The following is a 19347-nucleotide window of genomic DNA, read 5'->3' on the forward strand; positions in this document are numbered from 1 at the left end:
TCCTCACATAACACGGGCATAACGGCGAGGTCGCGAACCGGCACCGGCGATGGACTTTGGTCCCTACCTGCGACTTCATCCCGCCACACGCGCCACTCACGCGCCGCCCTCGAACTGCTGCGGCACTGCGAGAACCTGATCGACGCGCTCGCCGCGCTGCCCGCCCCCGCGCTCAAGTCCGGGGGACTCGGAGTGCGCGAACTGCGCCGCCTCGCCAAGACCGTCGACGTCGACGAGCAACTCGCCGCGCTGCTCGTCGAGGTGCTCGCCGCGGCCGGCCTGATCTCGCGGGGTGTGCCCCAGCCGCCGCCCCCGACGGACATCGACGACTACTGGGCGCCGACCACCGCCGCCGACGGCTGGTCGAACGCGCCGCCCGCGCAGCGCTGGGCCGTGCTCGCGGGCGCGTGGCTCGACGCGCCGCGACGTCCGTGGCTCGTCGGGCGCCGCGACGCGACGGACAAGCCGATCGCCGCACTGTCCGACGAGTGCCAGTCCACCGCCGCACCGCGCGAGCGGCGCCTGCTGCTCGAGCTGCTCGCCGAGGTGCCCGGGTCGGCGCCCGGCGCGGATGCGGCGCGAGCCGTGCTGGCCTGGCGGCGGCCGCGGTGGGCGGCCCGGCTCGGCGGCGACACGGTGGCCGAGACGCTGCGGGAGGCGACGGCGCTGGCCGTCGTCGCGCACGGGGCTCTCGCCTCGCCCGGCAAGGCGCTGCTGCACGGCGGCGACCCCGAGGCCGAGATGGCCGCGGTCCTGCCGGAACCGGTCGACTACGTGCTGGTCCAGGCCGACCTGACGGTGGTGGCGCCCGGCCCCCTGGTGCCCGAACTCGCGGACCGCATCGCCCTCGTCGCCGACGTCGAGTCGGCGGGCGCGGCCACGGTGTACCGGGTGAGCGAGACCGGCGTGCGCCGCGCTCTGGACGCGGGCACCGGCGCCGCCGAGCTGCACGCCCTGTTCGCCACGCATTCGCGCACTCCCGTCCCCCAGGCGTTGACCTACCTGATCGACGACGTCGCCCGCCGCCACGGCCGGCTCCGCGCCGGGATCGCCGCCTCGTTCGTCCGCTCCGACGACCCGGCGCTGCTGGCCGAGGTGCTCGGTCACCCCGTCGCCGGCCACCTCGCCCTGCGGGCCGTCGCGCCGACGGTCGCGGTGTCGCAGGCGCCGCTGGCGGAGGTGCTCGCCGAGCTGCGCGGTGCGGGCTTCGCGCCCGCGGGCGAGGACGCCACCGGCGCGGTGCTGGACCTGCGGCCACGAGGCGCCCGGGTGTCGGTGCCGCGGGCACGGCCCCGCTACATCGGACCGACGCCGCCCACCGGGGAGCAACTCGACACCCTGATCCGCACGCTGCGCGCCGGGGACCGGGCCGCGGCCGCCCCGCGCGGCACCACCGTCCGCGGCGACGGCACCCGCACGGGCGGTGCCGCGACGATGGCGCTGCTGCAACTCGCCGCGCACGGCAAGCGCAGCGTCCGGATCGGCTACGTCGACGCGCAGGGCGTCGCCACCCACCGCATCGTCGATCCCGTCGCCGTCGGCGGGGGGCAGCTCGAGGCGTTCGACCCCGCCGCGGGCACGGTCCGCAGCTTCGTGCTGCACCGCATCACCACGGTCGCGCTCGTGGAGTGACGGCGGCCGGTGGCGGGCCTGCCGCCGCACCTGGAGAATGGGGAGGTTCTGCCTGTTCCCGTGCTAGGAGGCGTCCGTGGCCGACGGACCGTTGATCGTCCAGTCCGACAAGACCCTGCTCCTCGAGGTCGACCACGCCCTCGCGAACGAGGCCCGGCAGGCCATCGCGCCGTTCGCCGAGCTCGAACGCGCCCCCGAGCACGTGCACACCTACCGGGTCACCCCGCTGGCGTTGTGGAACGCCCGCGCCGCGGGACACGACGCCGAGCAGGTCGTCGACGCCCTGGTCACCCACTCCCGGTTCGCGGTCCCGCAGCCGCTGCTCGTCGACATCGTCGACACCATGGCCCGCTACGGCCGGCTGCAGCTGGTGAAGAACCCCGCGCACGGCCTGACCCTGGTCAGCCTCGACCGGGCGGTGCTCGAGGAGGTGATGCGCAACAAGAAGATCGCGCCGATGCTCGGCGCCCGGCTCGACGACGACACCGTGATCGTGCATCCGAGCGAGCGCGGCCGGCTCAAGCAGATGTTGCTCAAGGTCGGCTGGCCGGCCGAGGACCTCGCCGGCTACGTCGACGGTGAGGCACACGCGATCAACCTCGACTTCGAGACCAACCCCTGGCACCTGCGGGACTACCAGGAGATGGCCGCCGACTCGTTCTGGGCCGGCGGCTCCGGCGTGGTGGTGCTGCCGTGCGGGGCGGGGAAGACGATGGTGGGTGCGGCCGCGATGGCCAAGGCGGGCGCCACCACCCTGATCCTGGTGACCAACACCGTCGCGGGCCGGCAGTGGAAGCGCGAGCTGATCGCCCGCACGTCGCTCACCGAGGACGAGATCGGCGAGTACTCCGGGGAGAAGAAGGAGATCCGCCCGGTCACCATCGCCACCTACCAGGTCATCACCCGCAAGTCGAAGGGCGAGTACCGCAACCTCGAGCTGTTCGACTCCCGCGACTGGGGGCTGATGATCTACGACGAGGTGCATCTGCTGCCCGCCCCGGTGTTCCGGATGACAGCCGACCTGCAGTCCCGGCGCCGGCTCGGCCTCACCGCGACCCTCGTGCGCGAGGACGGCCGCGAGGGCGACGTATTCTCGCTCATCGGCCCCAAGCGCTACGACGCACCGTGGAAGGACATCGAGGCGCAGGGCTGGATCGCGCCCGCGGAGTGCGTCGAGGTGCGGGTGACCCTGACCGACGCGGAACGGATGACGTACGCGGTGGCCGAGCCCGAGGAGCGGTACAAGCTGTGCTCGACCGCGCACACGAAGATCGCGGTGGTGAAGTCGATCCTGGACCGGCACCGCGACTCCCCCACCCTGATCATCGGGGCGTACCTCGATCAGCTCGACGAGCTCGGCGAGGCGCTGGACGCCCCGGTGATCAAGGGCTCGACCCGGAACAAGGAGCGCGAGGAGCTGTTCGACCGCTTCCGCGCCGGTGAGCTGAAGGTGCTCGTCGTGTCGAAGGTCGCGAACTTCTCGATCGACCTGCCCGAGGCGTCGGTGGCGGTGCAGGTGTCGGGCACGTTCGGCTCGCGCCAGGAGGAGGCGCAGCGCCTCGGCCGGTTGCTGCGCCCCAAGCACGACGGCGGGCAGGCGCACTTCTACTCGGTCGTCGCGCGCGACACCCTCGACGCCGAGTACGCCGCGCACCGGCAGCGGTTCCTCGCCGAACAGGGATACGCGTACCGGATCACCGACGCGGACGATCTGCTCGGCCCCACCATCGGCTGACCGCCGGCCGGTTCAGCCGGGCGGGAGGCGGTACTCCTGTTCCGGTCGTCCCGTGCTGCCGTACCGGAGCTGCATCCGCAGCTGCCCCTTGGTGACGAGCGCGGCGAGATAACGCTGGGCGGTCGCACGGGATACCCCGATCGTGGCCGCCACCTCCCCCGCCGACATGGGCGTGTTCGAGGACGAGAGAGCTTGCAGAACAAGTTCTTTGGTCACCGATCGGGGCGCCCTGTCGCCGGCGCCCGACGGCGCCGGGCGCAGCGCGGCGAGCGCCGAGTCGATCTCGGCCTGGGTGAGTTCGGCGCCGGCGACGAGACGCCGGTACTGCGCGTACGCCGACAACCGCCGCGCGAGTTCGGTGTTGGGAAACGGCTTGACCAGATACCCCGAGGCGCCGGCGGCCAGCGCGGCCCGCACCGTCGTGCCCTCGGCGGCCGCGCCGAGTACGAATGCGTCGCAGTCGAGTTCACGGATCAGGTCGATGCCGGAGCCGTCGGGCAGGTACACGTCCACGAGCGCGAGGTCGACCGGGGCCTCGCGGACCGCGGCGCGCGCGGCCGCGACGGTACCGGCGACCGCCGCCACGCGGAACCCGGCCACCGCGGCGACCACGCTCGCGTGCAGTTCCGCGACGCGGAAGTCGTCGTCGACGACGAGCACCGTCAGATCGGATCCGCCCACGCGGTGTCTCCTTGGTCGAGTACGTCGATCAGCGTGGCGACGAACACCGCGCCCCCGGTGGGATTGTCCGGGGTGCGCCGCCCGCCGGGATCGGCGAGGATCACGTCGCCGCCGTGCTGCCGGGCCACCTGCCGCGCCAGCGCCAGGCCCATTCCGCGACCGCCCGGGACGGCACCGTCGGCGTGGGTGGTGACACCCTCCCCGAAGACCTCCCCGGCGCGGCCGGCGGCGATGCCGGCACCGGTGTCCGCGACGGCCAGGTGCAGGTCGCGGCCGGCCTCGACGAGTTCGACCTCCACCTCGGCGGGGTCGTGCCCGTGCTCGCGGGCCGCCTCGATCGCGTTGTCGAGCAGGTTGCCCAGCACGGTCGTGACGTCCACGGGGCAGCGGACGGTGCCGCGCACCCAGGTGTTCTCGCCGAGGACCAGCGTCACCCCGCTCTCCCGCGCGTGGGCGGCCTTGGCGGTGAGGAAGGCGTGCAGATACGGGTCGGCGACGGCGTCGAGCCCGTCGAGGGGCCGGCCGGTGGGCCCGGATCCGAGGAGCTGCTCGAGGTACTCGGTGGCCTGAGCGCTGCGGCCTTGCTGCAGCAGGCCGTAGAGCAGGTGCAGGCGGTTCGCGGTCTCGTGCCGCTGGGCCCGCAGGGCGGTGGTCAGCGACTGCACGGCGTCGAGTTCGCGGGTGAGCTTCTCGACGTCGGTGCGGTCGCGCACCGACATCACGGTGCCCAGGTCGCGGCCGTCGCGCAGGACCCGTCGCGCGACGGCCAGCACGATCCGGTCGCCCGCGGCGGCGGCCACCGGCTCGTCGCGGGGGCGGCGCGCGACGTCGAGCAGGCGCGGGGTGAGCCCGACGTCCTCGAGCCGGTCCCCCACTCCGCCGCGCAGGTCGAGCAGCCGCCGGGCCTCGGCGTTGACGACGGTGACCACCCCCTCGGTGTCGGCGCCGATCACCCCTTCCCCGATGCCGTGCAGCACGACCTCCTGCTCCCGGACCAGCTCGGCGAGCTGCTCGGGCTCGAGGCCGAGGGTCAGCCGCTTCCACCGGCGGGCCAGCAGCGCCGATCCCGCGGCGCCGCACGCCAGGGCGCCGGCCGCGACGAGCGCCGCCTGCGCGACGTCCTCGCGCAGCTCCGACCGGACGCGGTCGGTGGCGATGCCGACGCTGACCTCGCCGACGACCCGCTCCGAGCCGGGGGCGACGACGGGCACCTTGGCCCGGACGGAGTCGCCGAGGGTGCCGCGCTCGCTGCGCACCACCTCCCGTCCGGCCAGGGCCTCGTCCGGGTCGGTGCTGACCCGCAGACCGAGCAGCCGCGCGTCGGGGTGAGCCAGCCGCAGTCCCTGCTCGTCGGTGACCACCACGAACAACGCGCCGGTGGCCGCGCGCACCGCCTCGGCGGCCTGCTGGACCGTGCCGGTCGCGAGCTCCGGGTTGCCGGGTGCGACGACTCCGTCGTCGGCGGCCGCGAGCCGGGCCACCTCGGCCCGGACCGTGGCATCGGCTGCGACGGTCCGGGCGACGGCGAGGGCGCGTTGTCCGTATTCGTCGGTGACGCGGTCCTCGGTGGTGGTGACGAACGCCGCGAACCCGAGTCCGAGCGCCACCGCCACCACGGCGGACTGCAACAGCAGCACCTGGGTGCGCAGCCTCACGACGCCTCCGGCAATTCGGGGTCCGACACGTTGATCCGTTTCTCGCGACGGTACGTCGGTGCGGAGCTCAGCCGAGCGGGATCTGGCCCAGGAGGATGCCGACGGCCAGCATGGTGAGCGACACGAGCGTCGCACGCCACAGCACCTTGCGGTGGTGGTCGGCGAGCTGGACGCCGGCGAGGGTGACGAGCAGCAGGATCGCGGGCACCAGCGGGCTCTGCATGTGCACGGGCTGGCCGGTGATCGAGGCGCGGGCCATCTCGACCGGTTCGATCCCGTACTGGGCGGCCGTCTCGGCCAGGACCGGCAGCACGCCGAAGTAGAACGCGTCGTTGGTCATGAAGAAGGTGAACGGGATGCTGAGCACGCCCGTGATCACGGCCAGGTAGGGGCCGAGCGCGTCCGGGATCGCGCCGGTCAGCCACTGCGCCATCTCCTCGACCATGCCGGTGCCCTGGAACACACCGGTCAGGACGGCGGCCGCGAACACCATGGCCACGACCGACACGATGCTCGACGAGTGCCGGACGATCGCCTCGGACTGCTCCGACACGCGCGGGAAGTTCACGGCCAGCGCCAGACCTGCGGCGATCATGAACAGGACGGGGATGGGCAGGATGTCGAGCCCGAGGACGACGAGCAGGGCGACGGTGAGCAGCGCGTTGAACGGCAGCAGCCTCGGTCGCAGGGTCGCGCGGGTCGGGTCGAGACCTGCGACGAAACCGCCGGTCTCGTCGTCGCCGGTCGCGTCCGGGCCGGATCCGCTGCCGGTGCCACGCGAACCCGAACGACCCGCTCCTGTGGAGCCGCCGCGGCCGGCGCCGGCCAGGACCGGCTCAGCGGTCCACACCAGCTTGCCGAGGCGCCGGCGCTCCATGACACCGAGGTGCAGCGCGAACCCGAGCACGACGACCAGGCCGACGAGCAGCGACGGGATCATCGGGACGAACACATCCGACGGGGACAGGCCGAGCGCGCTGGCGGCGCGGACCGTCGGGCCGCCCCACGGGATGATGTTCATCGTCGCGTTCGACAGGCCCGCGACAACCGTCAGCACCACCGGGCTCACCCGCAGCTTCAGGTACAGCGGCAGCATCGCGGACGTGGTGATGATGAAGGTGGTCGAGCCGTCGCCGTCGAGGGAGACGACCATCGCCAGCACTGCCGTCCCCACGACGAGCCGCGCCGGGTCGTCCCGGACGAGCCGCAGGACGAGCCGCACCAGGGGGTCGAACAGCCCCACGTCGATCATGATCCCGAAGAAGATGATCGCGAAGAACAGCAGCGCGGCCGTCGGGGCGAGGTCGGTGACCCCGTCGACGATCATGTCGCCGAGATCGGCGCCCGCACCGGCGAACAGGCCGAAGGCGACCGGAACGAGGATCAGCCCGACGACGGGAGTGGCCCTCTTGGACAGGATCAGATACATGAAGACGGCGACCATGAGGAAGCCGAGGAAGACAAGCACGATCTGCTCGCTTTCGTCGGTGGACGGTGCGGAGGAGGTTCGAGAATCCGGGTCGTCGCCCGGTGTGATCTCTGCTACACGGAAGTGTGGGGCAGGCCACTGCGGGTGGTCACCGTTGCGTGCGATAGCGCCGTTGTGCGCATTCTGCTCGAGTGCATTCGCCCCGGTCGGCGGGTTTACCGGGACCGCATGAGGGGTACGCCTTCCGCATGGGCGCACGGGGCGACAAGGGTGGCCGGACCGCATCCGGCAGCCCCGGCCGAACGGCTACCAAGGCCGCGGACCGGGGCAGCTCGACCAGGACGACCGAGCGGCCGCGTCGTGCGGCCCCGTCGTCCGGGACGGCGAAAAGGCCGACGGCGTCGGCCACCGCCGGCCGGGAACGAGCGCCCCGCAGACGCTCGTCCGCCACGAAACCGACCGCCGCGAAGTCGGCCGCCACGAAGGCCACCACGGAATCGACCACGGCGGCACCGCGGCGGACGGCGTCGAAGCCGCGCACCGAACGGGCAACGGCCCCCCGCCGATCGGCGCCGGAGACACCCCGCCGATCGACGTCGGATGCCCCCCGGCGCCGCCCGGGGCAGGAGGCCGCCACGAAATCGACCACCACGGCGGCACCGCGGCGGACGGCGTCGAAGCCGCGCACCGAACGGGCAACGGCCCCCCGCCGATCGACGTCGGAGACCCCCCGCCGCCCGGGGCAGGAAGCCGCCACGCGCCCGGCCCGTCCGCGGACGCGGACCGCCGCCGCGGGGGAGGCACGGCAGCGGCCCCGCGAGCAGTCCCGCACCTCCACGACATCCCGGCCCTCGTCGGCATCCCGGCCCTCGTCGCCGGAGCGCACGCCCCGCCGGCCGGCCTCGACCTCGCAACGCCCCGGACCCACCGGTCGCGGCGAGCCTCTTCCGAGCCGCAAGCCCGGACCCTTCGCGGCCCTCGTCGAGTGGCTGAAGATCCGCGTTCGCCGACTTGCGCGCGCGGCGCGGAGGCAAGGAGCCGCGGTGATGCGCAAGATCCCCGGGTGGACGGATCAGCTCACCGACTCCGTCACCGAGGGCCACCCGATCAAAAGTGCCGTCCTGGAGGGGATCCGGGCCTTCCTGACCGGCAAGAACGTCGTGTGGGCAGCGTTCAAGGGCCTGCTGTCCGGACTGAGCATCAAGGCCAAGATCCTCCTTGCTCTCGCCGTCGTCCTGGTGGCGCTGCTGGCTCCGGTCCTGCTCGTGGTCGCCCTGCTGGCCCTGCTCGTCGCCGGGGTGATCGCGGCGGTACGGGCCGCTACGCAGTGATCCGAAGGTCCTCGTGTCGAAGGGGTGGATCCTGCGCCATCGCGCGAGAGGGCTCCACAGCAACGCCTCCCTCACCACCGCTGCGGCCCCCCTACAGGGCTCCACCGCCGACCAGCCGGTCGCATAAGCTGACGGCGTGCGCCGTTTCGACTTCCCCGTGGACCTGCCCCACGCCAAGGCCGTCAATCAGACCGTCGCCGAGGTGCGGCGGCTGCGGGTCTCGGGGATCGTGCTGGCGGTGCTGTTCGCGGCGGCCGCGGTGTGGCTGCTCCTGATCGGCCAGGCGTGGTCCTTCGTCGTCGCGGCGGTGGTGATCGTCGCCGCACTCACCGCTGCGTGGGTTGCGGTATGGGCGCCGCGCAAGGTGGGCACGATCCAGCACCTGTACCGGGACAGTCCCCTGGTGCCGGCCGTGGTCTCCGAGCTCCGGCCGCGCGGGATGACGCTGCTCGCGCTCGTCGACATCGCCAAGCCGGAGACCGGCGTCCACCGCTATGCGCTGGTCGCCCGGGACGTCACGGCCGTACCGGGGCACCGGGTGCAGGTCGGCGAGCGCGTGCCGTGCGTCGCGGTGCTGTCGGACCGCACCACCCGCAACACGAGCGGCGCGTGGCAGATGGTCAGCCCGATGCCGATCGCGTGGGGCACCCGCGACGCCTCGGTGCTGCGGGAGGCCGCGGCCGCCATCGACGAGACCGAGTGGAAGGTGGTCGAAGGCAAACTGTCCCTCTCGGACGAGGTCGCGGCCCGCGACGAGCGCCGGCTCGTGCTGGACCCGAAGGACCTGCCCCCCGACCTGCGCTGACCATGCGACCCGTCGTCCTCGCCGGAAGCACCGTCGTTCTCACGGTGCCGGGCCCGGACGACGTCGACGCGATCACGGCCGCCTGCCGGGACCGGTCGATCGTCCGGTGGACGACGGTCCCCGACCCCTACACCCGCGCCGACGCGCAACGGTTCGTCGGCGACGTGGTGCCCGCCGGCTGGGAGGGACACAGTCCGGTGTGGGCGGTGCGGACCACCGCCGACGGCCCGCTGCTGGGCACGATCGGGCTGATCGCGCGCGACCCGTCGGCCGCGGAGATCGGGTACTGGATCGCTCCGGCCGCACGCACCCGCGGGCTCGCGACGGCCGCGGTGAACGTGTTGTGCGACTTCGCCTTCCGCGCGGACGGTCTGAAACTGGGCCGTATCGAATGGCGGGCGCTGGCCGCCAATCTCGCGTCGGCGGCGGTGGCGCGGCGCGTCGGCTTCCGCTTCGAGGGGGTGCAACGGCGCGGCGTGCTGCAGCGCGGGGTGCGGCACGACGCGTGGGTCGCGGGTCTGCTGCCCGACGACCCACGCGTGCCGGCCGACGGGTGGCCGATGTGATCGGCACGGCCGCCGGCGACCCCGGTCAGCGCAGTTCGGGCAGGACTTCCCTCTCGAACAACTCGATGCCCGAGGTGTCGTACGCGGCCTCGGGGAAATAGAGGATCGCGTAGGTCATGCCCTGCTTCTTCAGCGCGGTGAAGTTCTCCACGATCTGCTCGGGAGTGCCGACGGCGGGCAGCCCCCGGAACGCGTCGAGCGCGCTGTCGGCCTTCTCCGGCCCGACGTACGGTTCGAGCCGCGCGCGCAGCGCATCGAGGCGCTCCTGCACCTCGGCCTCGGTCCGGCCGATCGCGACGTTGTAGTTCGCCGAGCGGACGATGGCGTCGAAGTCGGTGCCCACGTCGGCGCAGTGCCCGCGCAGGATCTCCGACTTGTGGGCGAAGCCCTCCGGGGTGCCGTCGAAGTTGGTGTACTGCGCGTACTTGGCCGCGATCTTCAGGGTCACCTTCTCCCCGCCGCCGGCGATCCACAGCGGGATGCCGCCGTCCTGCAGCGGCAGGGGGCGCACGACGGCGCCGTCCACCTGGTAGTGCCTGCCGTGCAGGGTCGCGGTGCCGGTGGTCCAGGCCTGCCGGAAGATCTGCACGCCCTCGTCGAGCCGGCGCAGCCGTTCGGCGGCGGGCGGGAAGCCGTATCCGTACGCGCGCCACTCGTGCTCGTACCATCCGCCGCCGATGCCCATCTCGATGCGGCCGCCGGAGATGATGTCCGCGGTCGCGGCGACCTTCGCCAGGTAGGCGGGGTTGCGGTAGCTCATGGCGGTGCACATCTGTCCGATGCGCACGTTCTCGGTGACCGCGGCGAATGCCGACACCAGCGACCAGGCCTCGTGGGTGGCCTCCTCGGTGGGCAGAGGCACGGTGTGGAAGTGGTCGTACACCCAGATCGATTCCCACGGGCCGGCATCGGCGCGCTGCGCCAGGTCGCGCATCACCCGCCACTGCTCGGCGGGATCGATGCCGACGAGGTCGAGCCGCCAGCCCTGGGGGACGAAGAATCCGAAACGCATGTGGGTCCTAACTCGGTGTCGTGGTGTGTGCTGCCTTCTCGGACGCCGACGCCGGTTGCAGCGTGCGACGCGGCCAAGCCGAGTATCGCGGAATGTACCGGTACATGACGGCGGCACCGAGCATCGCGAGTCCTCCGACGGTCAGTGCGCCGGCCGCCAACGACAGCGCGGCGACGGCCCCGACCGCGAACGGGCCGGCGAACATACCGCTGTCGTGCATCAGTCGCCAGGCCGCGAGAAACTCCGCACGCGTCCGCGGCGGGGCGGTGTCGGCCCCGAGCGTCATGATGACGCCGTTGCCCAGGCCGTTGCCGATTCCGAGGAGCACGGCCACCGCCACGAGGGAGATGAGATCGTCCGCGATCGGGAGCGCCAGAAACGCCACACCGATCACGAGCAGCGACGGCACCGCCACGACGCGGCGGCCGAAGCGGTCCATCATCTGTCCCGCCGGATACGAACAGAGTAGGTCGACGCCACGATCAACCCGGCCACGGACACCGGGGCCCCGAGGTCGCGCGCGAGAAGCGCAACCACCGGGGCCCCGGCACCCTGCCCGATCCCGAAGATCGCGGACGGGACGAACACCGTCCGGACGAGCGACGTCGGTTCGAGGGGCGGACTCACGCCGTCGCGGCACCCGCGTATGCGGTGGCCGCGAGGCGACCGGCCGGGCGGTCGAGCCCGTAGTGGCCGCGCAACGTCGTCGCCGTGTACTCGGTGCGGAACAGCCCGCGCTCCTGCAGGATCGGCACCACGCGGGTGGTGAAGTCCTCGAGTCCGCCGGGCAGATACGGCGGCATGACGTTGAAGCCGTCGGCGGCCTCGCTGTCGAACCACAGCTGCAGTTCGTCGGCGATCTGTTCGGGGGTGCCGGCGAAGGTGCGGTGCCCGCGGCCGCCGCCGAGCTTCCCGATGAGCTGGCGCACGGTCAGGCCCTCGCTCTCGGCGAGGTTCTTCACCAGTTCGTAGCGGCTCTTGTTGCCCTGGATCCGGTCGATCGGCGGCAGCGGAGGCAGGGGCGCGTCCAGGGCATGCTCGGTGAGATCAACTCCCACCATCCCGGAGAGCTGGCGCAACGAGTACGCCGGCGAGATCAGGTCGGTGAACTCCTGCTCGAGCGCCTCGGCCTCGGCCTCGGTGTCGCCGATGAACGGCACGATCCCGGGGAGCACCTTCAGGGAGTGCGGATCCCGCCCCGCCTCGGCCACGCGGGCCTTCAGGTCGCGGTAGAACGCCTGCCCCTCGGCCAGGGTGCGCTGCGCGGTGAAGACCGCCTCGGCGTACCGGGCGGCGAAATCCTTTCCGCTCTCCGAGGATCCGGCCTGTACCAGCACGGGACGGCCCTGAGGTGAGCGCGGGGAGTTCAGTGGGCCGCGCACCGTGAACCGCGCGCCGTCGTGGTCGATGGTGTGTACCTTGGCCGGGTCGGCGAAGCGGCCGCTGTCGACGTCCAGCTCGACGGCATCGTCGTCCCAGCTGTCCCACAGGTCGACGGCGACGTCGACGAACTCGGCGGCGCGGTCGTAACGGCCGGCGTGGTCCGGTGTCTCGTCGTAGCCGAAGTTGGCCGCCTCGTCGGCGCCACCCGAGGTCACGATGTTCCAGCCGGCGCGGCCGTGACTGATGTGGTCGAGCGAGGCGAACTTGCGGGCGAGGTTGAACGGCTCGTTGTAGCCGGTCGACGCGGTGGCGATCAGGCCCACCCGCTCGGTGACGACGGCCATCGCGGACAGCAGGGTGATCGGCTCGAAGACCGCCTGGATGTTGTGTTCCACGCGGGGACCGGTCGCGAGGCCGTCGGCGAAGAACACCGAGTCGAGCTTGCCGCGTTCGGCGATCTGCGCGAGCTCCTGGAAGTGTGCGACGTCGAGGACGCGGCGCTCGTCGGTGCGCGGGTGCCGCCAGGCGGCCTCGTGGTGGCCGACCCCCATCAGGAAGGCGTTGAGGTGGAACTGCTTCGGAGACTGGGACATGACAACCTATCCGAGTACGTGGGAACGGAGGGACTACTGGTCTGCGCGCCAGCGGGACAGTCGGCGCTCGACTGCGACGAGGATCCCGTTGAAGGTCAGACCGACGAGGGAGATGGCGACGATGCCGGCATACATGTTCGGGATCTGGAAGTTGAGCTGCGAGGCGGTGATGAGATAGCCGAGACCTGCTTTGGCGCCGACCATCTCGGCCGCAATGAGCACGAGGATCGACGAGGCCGCAGCCATCCGGATGCCGGTGAAGATCGTCGGCACGGCAGCCGGCAGGATCACCTTCTGGAACAGGCGGTAGGAAGGCAGACCGAGGGAACGGGCCGATTTGACCAGCAGCGGATCCACGGTGCGCACGCCGGAGATGGTGTTGAGCAGGATCGGGAAGGTGCTCGCGTAGATCACCAGCGCCACCTTCGAGGTCTCGCCGATGCCCAGGATCAGGATGAACACGGGTAGCAGTGCGAGCGCGGCGGTGTTGCGGAACAGCTCGAGGATCGGGTTGAGGAACTCGGCCACCGGCCGGTACCAGCCGATCGCCACCCCGAGCGGGATCGCGACGAGCACTGCGATCACGAATCCGGTGACGGCCCGGGACAGGCTGGCGCCGAGGTGTTCGGCGAGCTGGCCACTACCGATCAGCTGGGTGAAGGCCTCCGCGACCACGGTGAAGGGCGGCAGGAACACCTCGTCGACGAGCCCGAGCCGGGGCGCGGTCTCCCAGACCGCGAGGAAGGCGAGGATCGCGAGGGCCGGCTTCACACCGCGCCATACGACGGCACCGACCCGGCGTCCGGTCCCGGCGCCCGGGGCGGGCACGGCCGGCGCGGGTCGCTGCTCCGCGAGGGCCCCGTCGAGCTCGACGGGGTCGATCAGCGTGGCGCTCGGACTAGACATGCTGCACCTCCTGGGTTGCGGCACCGAACTCGTGGTGCTGCGCGCGCTCGACCTCCGAGTGCAGCAACGACCAGATCCGGTGTCGATAGTGTCGGAACGCCTCGCCGGACCGGACGTCGTCGACGGTGCGATCGATGTCGATGTCCACGACGGTCTTGATCCGCCCGGGCCGGGACGTGAGCACGGCGACGCGCTGTCCGAGGTAGATCGCCTCGTCGATGCCGTGGGTGATGAACAGGATGGTCTTGCCGGTCTCGTGCCGGATCCGCAACAGCTCGTCCTGCAACGACTCCCGGGTCTGCGCGTCGAGGGCGGCGAACGGCTCGTCCATGAGGAGCACCTCGGGGTCGAACGCCAGGCTCCGGGCGATCGCGACGCGCTGTTTCATGCCGCCGGACAGCTCGTGCGGATAGCGATCGCCGAACCCGCGCAGCCCCACCAGCTCGAGGTAGTGCTCGGCCAGCGCGCGGCGCTGACGCCGGGGCAGGCCCTTCGCCTCGAGGCCGAATTCGATGTTGTGCCGCGCGGTGCGCCACGGCAGGAGCGCGTACTGCTGGAAGACGATGCCCCGATCCAGGCCCGGCCCGGAGATCGGCTGTCCGTCGAGCAGGATCCGTCCCGACGTCGGGCTGCTCAGCCCGCCGAGAAGGTCGAGCAGCGTGGACTTGCCGCAGCCGCTGGGGCCGACGAGGACGAGGAACTCACCGTCGGCCAGGTCGAGGCTGACATCGTCGAGGGCAGTGAACGCGGTGTCCGTACCGCGGACCGGGAACTGCTTGGTCACGTGCTCGAGACGGAGCTTCGGGGTGGTGCTCATTTCGCCTCCTCGACGGGTTCACCGTTCGGACCGCTCGACGGTTCGTAGGTGCCGTTGGCGTAGGGGTTGAATTCGTTGGTGTAGATGTCGGCCGGGGTGAACGTGCTCTCGGGCAGTTCGCCGTTCCGGGCGAGCCAGTCGAGCCAGGTCTGGATCTCCTGTTCGGTGATCGTCCCGCCCGGGCCGGCGACGCCGGGGCTCTTGTAGAACTCGACGAGGTTGGTGTTCTCGTTGCGGCCGCGGCCGTTGATGATCTCCTTGTACTCGGCGATGACCTCGTCGCGTGGGGTGGTCTGTGCCCAGCGAATGGCCCGCGCCGTGCCCTGCACGAAATCCGCCACCGCGTCCCGGTTCTCGGCGATGAAGTCGTCTCGGAAGACGTACGTGCCGTAGCTGAACGCCCCGAACAGGGACTCGTCGGTGAACAGCGGACGGATCCCGCCGCGCGAGACCGCGGTCTCGCGGAACACGCTGCCGAGGGTGCCGACGTCGATCTGCCCTTCCCGCAGCGCCTGCTCGGTGTTCACCGGGGGCACCACGATCAGTTCGACCTGCTTGATTTCGTCCGGGGTCAGTCCCTGCTGGGCGAGCCATTCGCGGACGAGGAACTCGTGGTGGGCACCGAGCGTGTTCATCCCCACCTTCTTGCCGATCAGATCCCGGGCGGTGCGGATCGGGCTGTCCTCGAGCACGTAGTAGCCGTTGAACGACTCCTTGTCGGAGCCGTAGTAGCTGATGACCGACGTGATCGGCGAGTTGGCGGCGGCGAGCTTGATGACGGCGCCGTTGAATGCGCCGCCGAACTCGGTCTGGCCGGTGGCCGCGGACTGGATGTCCTGCGGACCGCTGGTGGTGTCGCCCACCCAGTCCAGCGCGACGCTCTCGTAGTAACCGAGGTTCTCCGCGAGTTCGGGATAGGTGACCTGGCCGGCCGAGCCCTGGTAGCGCAGGACGGTGCGACCGTCCTCGGTGGTGGTGGTCTCCGACCCCGAGGAGCAGGCCGCGACCCCCGCGGCGAGGGTGACGAGGGTGGCTGCGACCGCAGCCGACCGGACCAGTCGGCTGCGCAGCGTGGAATACGACATCGCGAGAGTTGTCCCTTACGTTCGACGAAGAGGCCCGACACGGCGGGCACGGAGAAATGCGGCGCGCGGCGACAGTGAAGGCGTACGCGACACCGGGATTCGCGGTGCGGCAACGGAAGATCGCGCGACGGCGGCCGGCCGGGCCGGCACGCCGGGCTACACCGGGAGGGTCAGCGACAACAGTCCGGACACTCGTACACGGTGGACTCCTTCTGCGGCGATCGGACTCCGGAAGTCTGTCCCGGGCCGCCGCGACGGGTCAACGCTTCGGCGCATCCGTGTGCGGATCCCTTGACATGTTCGGTCCGGTGCCGTACCGGTCGCGATCGCGCCGTCGGTCGGTACGATCGCCCCATGCGCACCGCCGTGCTCGCCGACGCCTTCGAGCAGCATCGGCCGCACCTGCTCTCCGTCGCCTACCGGCTGACGGGCAGCGTCGCCGACGCCGAGGACGCGGTCCAGGACGCGTGGCTGCGCCTCGACGGCGCCGACACCGACCGGATCGACGATCTGCGGGCGTGGCTGACCACCGTCGTCGGACGCCTGTGCCTCGACCGGCTGCGGTCGGCGACGGCGCGCCGGGAGAACTATGTCGGCCAGTGGCTGCCCGAGCCGATCGTCACCCCGCTCGGCGGATCGCCGGCCCCGGATCCACTGGAAGCCGTGGTGCGGCAGGAGGACAGCAGGATGGCGGCGATGGTCGTGCTGGACACGCTCACCCCCGCCCAGCGCGTCGCCTTCGTCCTGCACGACGGGTTCGCCGTGCCGTTCGACGAGATCGCCGGCATTCTCGACGTCACGCCGGCGTCCGCGCGCCAGCTCGCCTCCCGCGGTAGGCGGGCCGTCGCGGCCGCGCCGCCCCCCGTGCCGGCCGCCGAGCACGTCGAGGCGGTGCAGCGGCTGATGACCGCCCTCGCCTCCGGGGACCTCGCGGCGGTGGTCGCGGCGCTCGATCCCGATGCCCGGGTGATCGGAGACGCCAACGGGGTGACCCGCACGGCCGTCAACGTCGTCGTCGGCGCGGAGCGGTTCGCCCGGTTCTTCCTGGGCCTGATGCAGCGCTACGGCGCCGAGGCGTTCCTGGCCGGCACACCGGCGCTCGTCAACGGCGAACTCGGGTTCGTCAGCGGGGGCGGCCCCGGCGACGAGACCCACCGGGCCTTCGCCGGCCGGGTCGTCGGCTGCACGGTCCGCAACGGGCGGGTCTGGGCGGCCTACGACATGGCCAATCCCGACAAGCTCCGCGGCGTCCTGCTCGACCGCGGGGACGGCGACCGAGCGTAGCGAACCGGACCGAATCCGCCGACCGGACGGTGCGATCGGTTTCACCCCAGGTGCAGCCATCGGCCGATCGACGGCACCTCGTGCTCGTCGACCGCGAACACGAGGTACCACCCCGGCGGCGCGAGGTCGGGGTCGGTGGGCAGATGCAGCGTGACCGATCCACCCGCCCCGGCGGTGAACGCGACGTCGATCAGGCGTTGCTCGCTGTCGCACGAGTGGGTGCAGGCGCCCGGACGGACGAGGCCGACGGTCTGTACGGCGCCGCGCGGGTGCACGGTCGCGGCAACGGTTCCCCCGTATCCGCCCTCGGCGGCGGCCAGCTCGAGGGTCGGCCGGTCGCCGTGGAACAGATACGGGGGCCAGTAGATCTCGATGCGCAGGTCCTCCGTCTTGCGGGCCGGATTCGAGCCGGCGGTGACCACTTTCCCGTCGGGGGTCAGCAAGGCGACCGAGTGGTAGAGCCGGGGCACCCGAGAGGGCGCGGTGTGCGTCCACACGCCGGTGGCGGGCCGGTAGATCTCCGCATGGGGCGGTGCGCCGTGCGCCGTCTCCTCCACCGCCGAACCGCCCATGGCGAGCACCGTGCGGTCCGGGAGCAGCACCGCGCTCAGATGCATGCGGGCATGGGCCATCGGGGGACCGGGCCGATAGGCGGGCTCCGGGTCGGTGAGGTCGACGATCCGCGTGTCGGCGAGTGCAGGTGCGGGACTGTGCAGGTCGAATCCTCCGCCGCCGAGGATCATGACCCTCTGCTGCTGGGCCGGCGGCAGCAGCACGCTCGCCGCCTGATTGCGGGAACCGGGCACGGCCAGGCCGGCCACGGCGGTGACGTGACCCGTATCGGGATCCCACACGGACGGCCGCATGCCGTTGTTCCCGCCGTATTGACCTCCGGAATAGAAGATCCGGCCGTCCGCGAGCAGGAACAGGTGCGCATACATCGGGATCGGGCCCGGCGACGGCAGTTCCGACCACGTCGCGGTCGCCGCGGTGTAGCGCTCGGGGACGACCGAAAGATGGTTGTCGGCGCCGAGTCCGGACACCGCGACCACGTTCCCGTCGCCGAGGGTGAGCAGCGTCGGGTACCACCGCCCGTACGTCATGTCGGCGGTGGCCGACCACTCCCCCGTGACCGGATCGAAGACGAGCGCGTCCTTCAGACCGTAGAACGGGTCGTACCGTTCGGTGCCCCCGGCCGCGAGAAGGCGCCCGTCGGGAAGAAACGCCTGCCCGACGCAGAACAGGTCGATCGGTGTGGCCGGAGCGTCGAGTTCGGGAGCGGGATAGTGCCAGACTCTGGTGCGGAATCGATGGGCTGCATGGTGGTCGGGATCGTTCCCGGAGCCTGCGAAGAAGAGCACGTCCCCGGTGTGCAGCAGCGCCGCGTGCACGGGATTGATCTCGGTGCCGAAGTCGAGCAGCCGCCAGAGACCCATGTCGGGCGCCTCGTCGACGTCCGTGACGAGTTCGACCACGCGGAGGTATCCGGTGTTGCGCTGCGGTGGGTTGTCCGTCGCGAGCACGACCAGTTCGGGCCGGGAACCGTCGCCGCGATCCAGCACTGCGGCTGCCGCACCCTGGTTCTCCCAGAAGCCCCACGCCGGGATGGTGGACCACACGCTCCAGCCGTCGAGGGCGTGACCGGATCCGTCCAGACCCCAGCCGATCGTGTAGTGACCACCGTTCTCCCCCGGCGGATTGTCGACGGCGAGCACGATCAGTTCGGGCCGGCCGTCGCCGTCGAGGTCGGTGACGGCGATGCCCGCACCCTGGTTCTCCCAGCCGTACCAGTCCGGTACGGGCACCCAGGGCGTCCAGCCGGCGGTCAGCGTTCCCTCGGGAGTCAACCCCCGGCCCAGCCGGAACTGTCCGCTGTTCTGGCCGGGCGGGTTGTCGACGACGAAGACCACGAGGGTGGGCAGGCCGTCGAGGTCGGCGATCGCGATGTCGGCGCCCTGGTTCTCCCACCCGTACCAGTCCGGGACCGCGATCCACGGCGTCCACCCTCCCGTGACCGTTCCGTCGGCGGCCAGGTCGCGGCCGATGCGGAAGTATCCGGAGTTCTGACCGGGCGGGTTGTCGACGACGAAGACGACGAGGTCGAGCGTGCCGGTACCGCCGAGGTCCGCGACGGCGATACCGGCGCCCTGGTTCTCCCAGCCCCACCAATCGGGAACGGGGATCCAGGACTCCCAGTTGCGCACCGTTCCGTCGGCGGCCAGCCCGTGTCCGACCCGGTACCAGCCGGTGTTCTGCTCTCGCGGGTTGTCGATCATGAGAGCGACGACGTCCGGTGCGCCGTCACCGTCGAGGTCGGCGACGGCGACGCCGCAGTCGTGATTCTCCCAGCTGAACCAGTCCGGAACAGGCACGAAACCACCGGCCATGGCGCCTCCCAGTATCCGGGTCCGGCCGCGGTCGGGTCCGCGAACG

At 71.7% G+C, this 19347-nt stretch carries 16 protein-coding genes; 6 read left to right on the top strand and 10 right to left on the bottom strand.

Annotation, left to right across the window (positions count from 1 at the left end):
- Together G6039_RS10045 and G6039_RS10050 are read left to right on the top strand one after the other, a co-directional pair.
- The coding region (locus G6039_RS10045; RefSeq protein WP_241258747.1) for a helicase-associated domain-containing protein at window positions 1–1632 on the top strand (1632 nt) is incomplete at its 5' end.
- A 76-nt stretch (window positions 1633–1708) separates the two neighbouring features.
- Complete coding sequence (locus G6039_RS10050) at window positions 1709–3367, top strand: DNA repair helicase XPB (protein WP_006936177.1); 1659 nt, start codon at window positions 1709–1711, stop codon at window positions 3365–3367.
- Between the two features lie 12 nt (window positions 3368–3379).
- On the opposite strand, the gene G6039_RS10055 is transcribed toward G6039_RS10050, so the two are convergent.
- From G6039_RS10055 to G6039_RS10065, 3 genes are all read right to left on the bottom strand, one after another.
- Window positions 3380–4048 carry a response regulator gene (locus G6039_RS10055; protein ID WP_029541800.1) on the bottom strand — a complete coding sequence of 223 codons (669 nt, stop codon included), beginning with the start codon at window positions 4046–4048 and terminating at the stop codon, window positions 3380–3382.
- Entirely contained in the window at window positions 4030–5703 is a 1674-nt protein-coding gene (locus G6039_RS10060) for a sensor histidine kinase (protein ID WP_029541798.1), read from the bottom strand. The genes G6039_RS10055 and G6039_RS10060 overlap by 19 nt, the downstream gene beginning before the upstream one ends.
- A gap of 67 nt (window positions 5704–5770) precedes the next feature.
- On the bottom strand, window positions 5771–7171 hold the full coding sequence (locus G6039_RS10065) for a CitMHS family transporter (protein WP_006936182.1): 1401 nt from the start codon (window positions 7169–7171) through the stop codon (window positions 5771–5773).
- A 1007-nt stretch (window positions 7172–8178) separates the two neighbouring features.
- Here G6039_RS10065 and G6039_RS10070 point away from each other — a divergent pair.
- The 3 genes from G6039_RS10070 (at window position 8179) to G6039_RS10080 (ending at window position 9834) form a co-directional block, all read left to right on the top strand.
- Entirely contained in the window at window positions 8179–8463 is a 285-nt protein-coding gene (locus G6039_RS10070; RefSeq protein WP_206530884.1) for a hypothetical protein, read from the top strand.
- A gap of 136 nt (window positions 8464–8599) precedes the next feature.
- Window positions 8600–9268: a DUF3239 domain-containing protein gene (locus G6039_RS10075; protein ID WP_029541792.1), complete on the top strand. Its 669-nt coding sequence runs from the start codon at window positions 8600–8602 to the stop codon at window positions 9266–9268.
- Between the two features lie 2 nt (window positions 9269–9270).
- Complete coding sequence (locus G6039_RS10080; protein ID WP_006931131.1) at window positions 9271–9834, top strand: GNAT family N-acetyltransferase; 564 nt, start codon at window positions 9271–9273, stop codon at window positions 9832–9834.
- Between the two features lie 25 nt (window positions 9835–9859).
- Here the strand turns inward: G6039_RS10080 and G6039_RS10085 are convergent, their stop codons facing one another.
- The 6 genes from G6039_RS10085 to G6039_RS10110 form a co-directional block, all read right to left on the bottom strand.
- Window positions 9860–10846, bottom strand: coding sequence for an LLM class F420-dependent oxidoreductase (locus G6039_RS10085; protein ID WP_006931130.1), 987 nt, complete (start codon window positions 10844–10846; stop codon window positions 9860–9862).
- Between the two features lie 7 nt (window positions 10847–10853).
- A complete protein-coding gene (locus G6039_RS10090; protein WP_072634507.1) occupies window positions 10854–11288 on the bottom strand; it encodes an MFS transporter in 435 nt (144 codons plus the stop codon).
- Between the two features lie 181 nt (window positions 11289–11469).
- Entirely contained in the window at window positions 11470–12822 is a 1353-nt protein-coding gene (locus tag G6039_RS10095; RefSeq protein WP_043799872.1) for an LLM class flavin-dependent oxidoreductase, read from the bottom strand.
- Window positions 12823–12855: 33 nt separating this feature from the next.
- Window positions 12856–13728 (bottom strand): ABC transporter permease, encoded by an 873-nt coding sequence (locus tag G6039_RS10100; protein WP_006931126.1) that lies wholly within the window; start codon window positions 13726–13728, stop codon window positions 12856–12858.
- Window positions 13721–14545 carry an ABC transporter ATP-binding protein gene (locus G6039_RS10105; protein ID WP_029541783.1) on the bottom strand — a complete coding sequence of 275 codons (825 nt, stop codon included), beginning with the start codon at window positions 14543–14545 and terminating at the stop codon, window positions 13721–13723. The genes G6039_RS10100 and G6039_RS10105 overlap by 8 nt, the downstream gene beginning before the upstream one ends.
- Entirely contained in the window at window positions 14542–15630 is a 1089-nt protein-coding gene (locus G6039_RS10110) for an ABC transporter substrate-binding protein (RefSeq protein WP_043799869.1), read from the bottom strand. Before G6039_RS10110 ends, G6039_RS10105 begins: the two co-directional genes overlap by 4 nt.
- A 354-nt stretch (window positions 15631–15984) precedes the next feature.
- Here G6039_RS10110 and G6039_RS10115 point away from each other — a divergent pair, with 354 nt between their 5' ends.
- The gene (locus G6039_RS10115; RefSeq protein ID WP_006931119.1) at window positions 15985–16914 is read left to right on the top strand and encodes a sigma-70 family RNA polymerase sigma factor; all 930 of its coding nucleotides are present in this window, start codon (window positions 15985–15987) and stop codon (window positions 16912–16914) included.
- A gap of 41 nt (window positions 16915–16955) precedes the next feature.
- Here the strand turns inward: G6039_RS10115 and G6039_RS10120 are convergent, their stop codons facing one another.
- Complete coding sequence (locus tag G6039_RS10120) at window positions 16956–19301, bottom strand: galactose oxidase-like domain-containing protein (protein ID WP_043799867.1); 2346 nt, start codon at window positions 19299–19301, stop codon at window positions 16956–16958.
- Window positions 19302–19347: the final 46 nt, after the last annotated feature.

It is taken from the genome of Rhodococcus aetherivorans, assembly GCF_011058165.1.
In the GTDB taxonomy this organism is placed as follows: domain Bacteria; phylum Actinomycetota; class Actinomycetes; order Mycobacteriales; family Mycobacteriaceae; genus Rhodococcus; species Rhodococcus aetherivorans.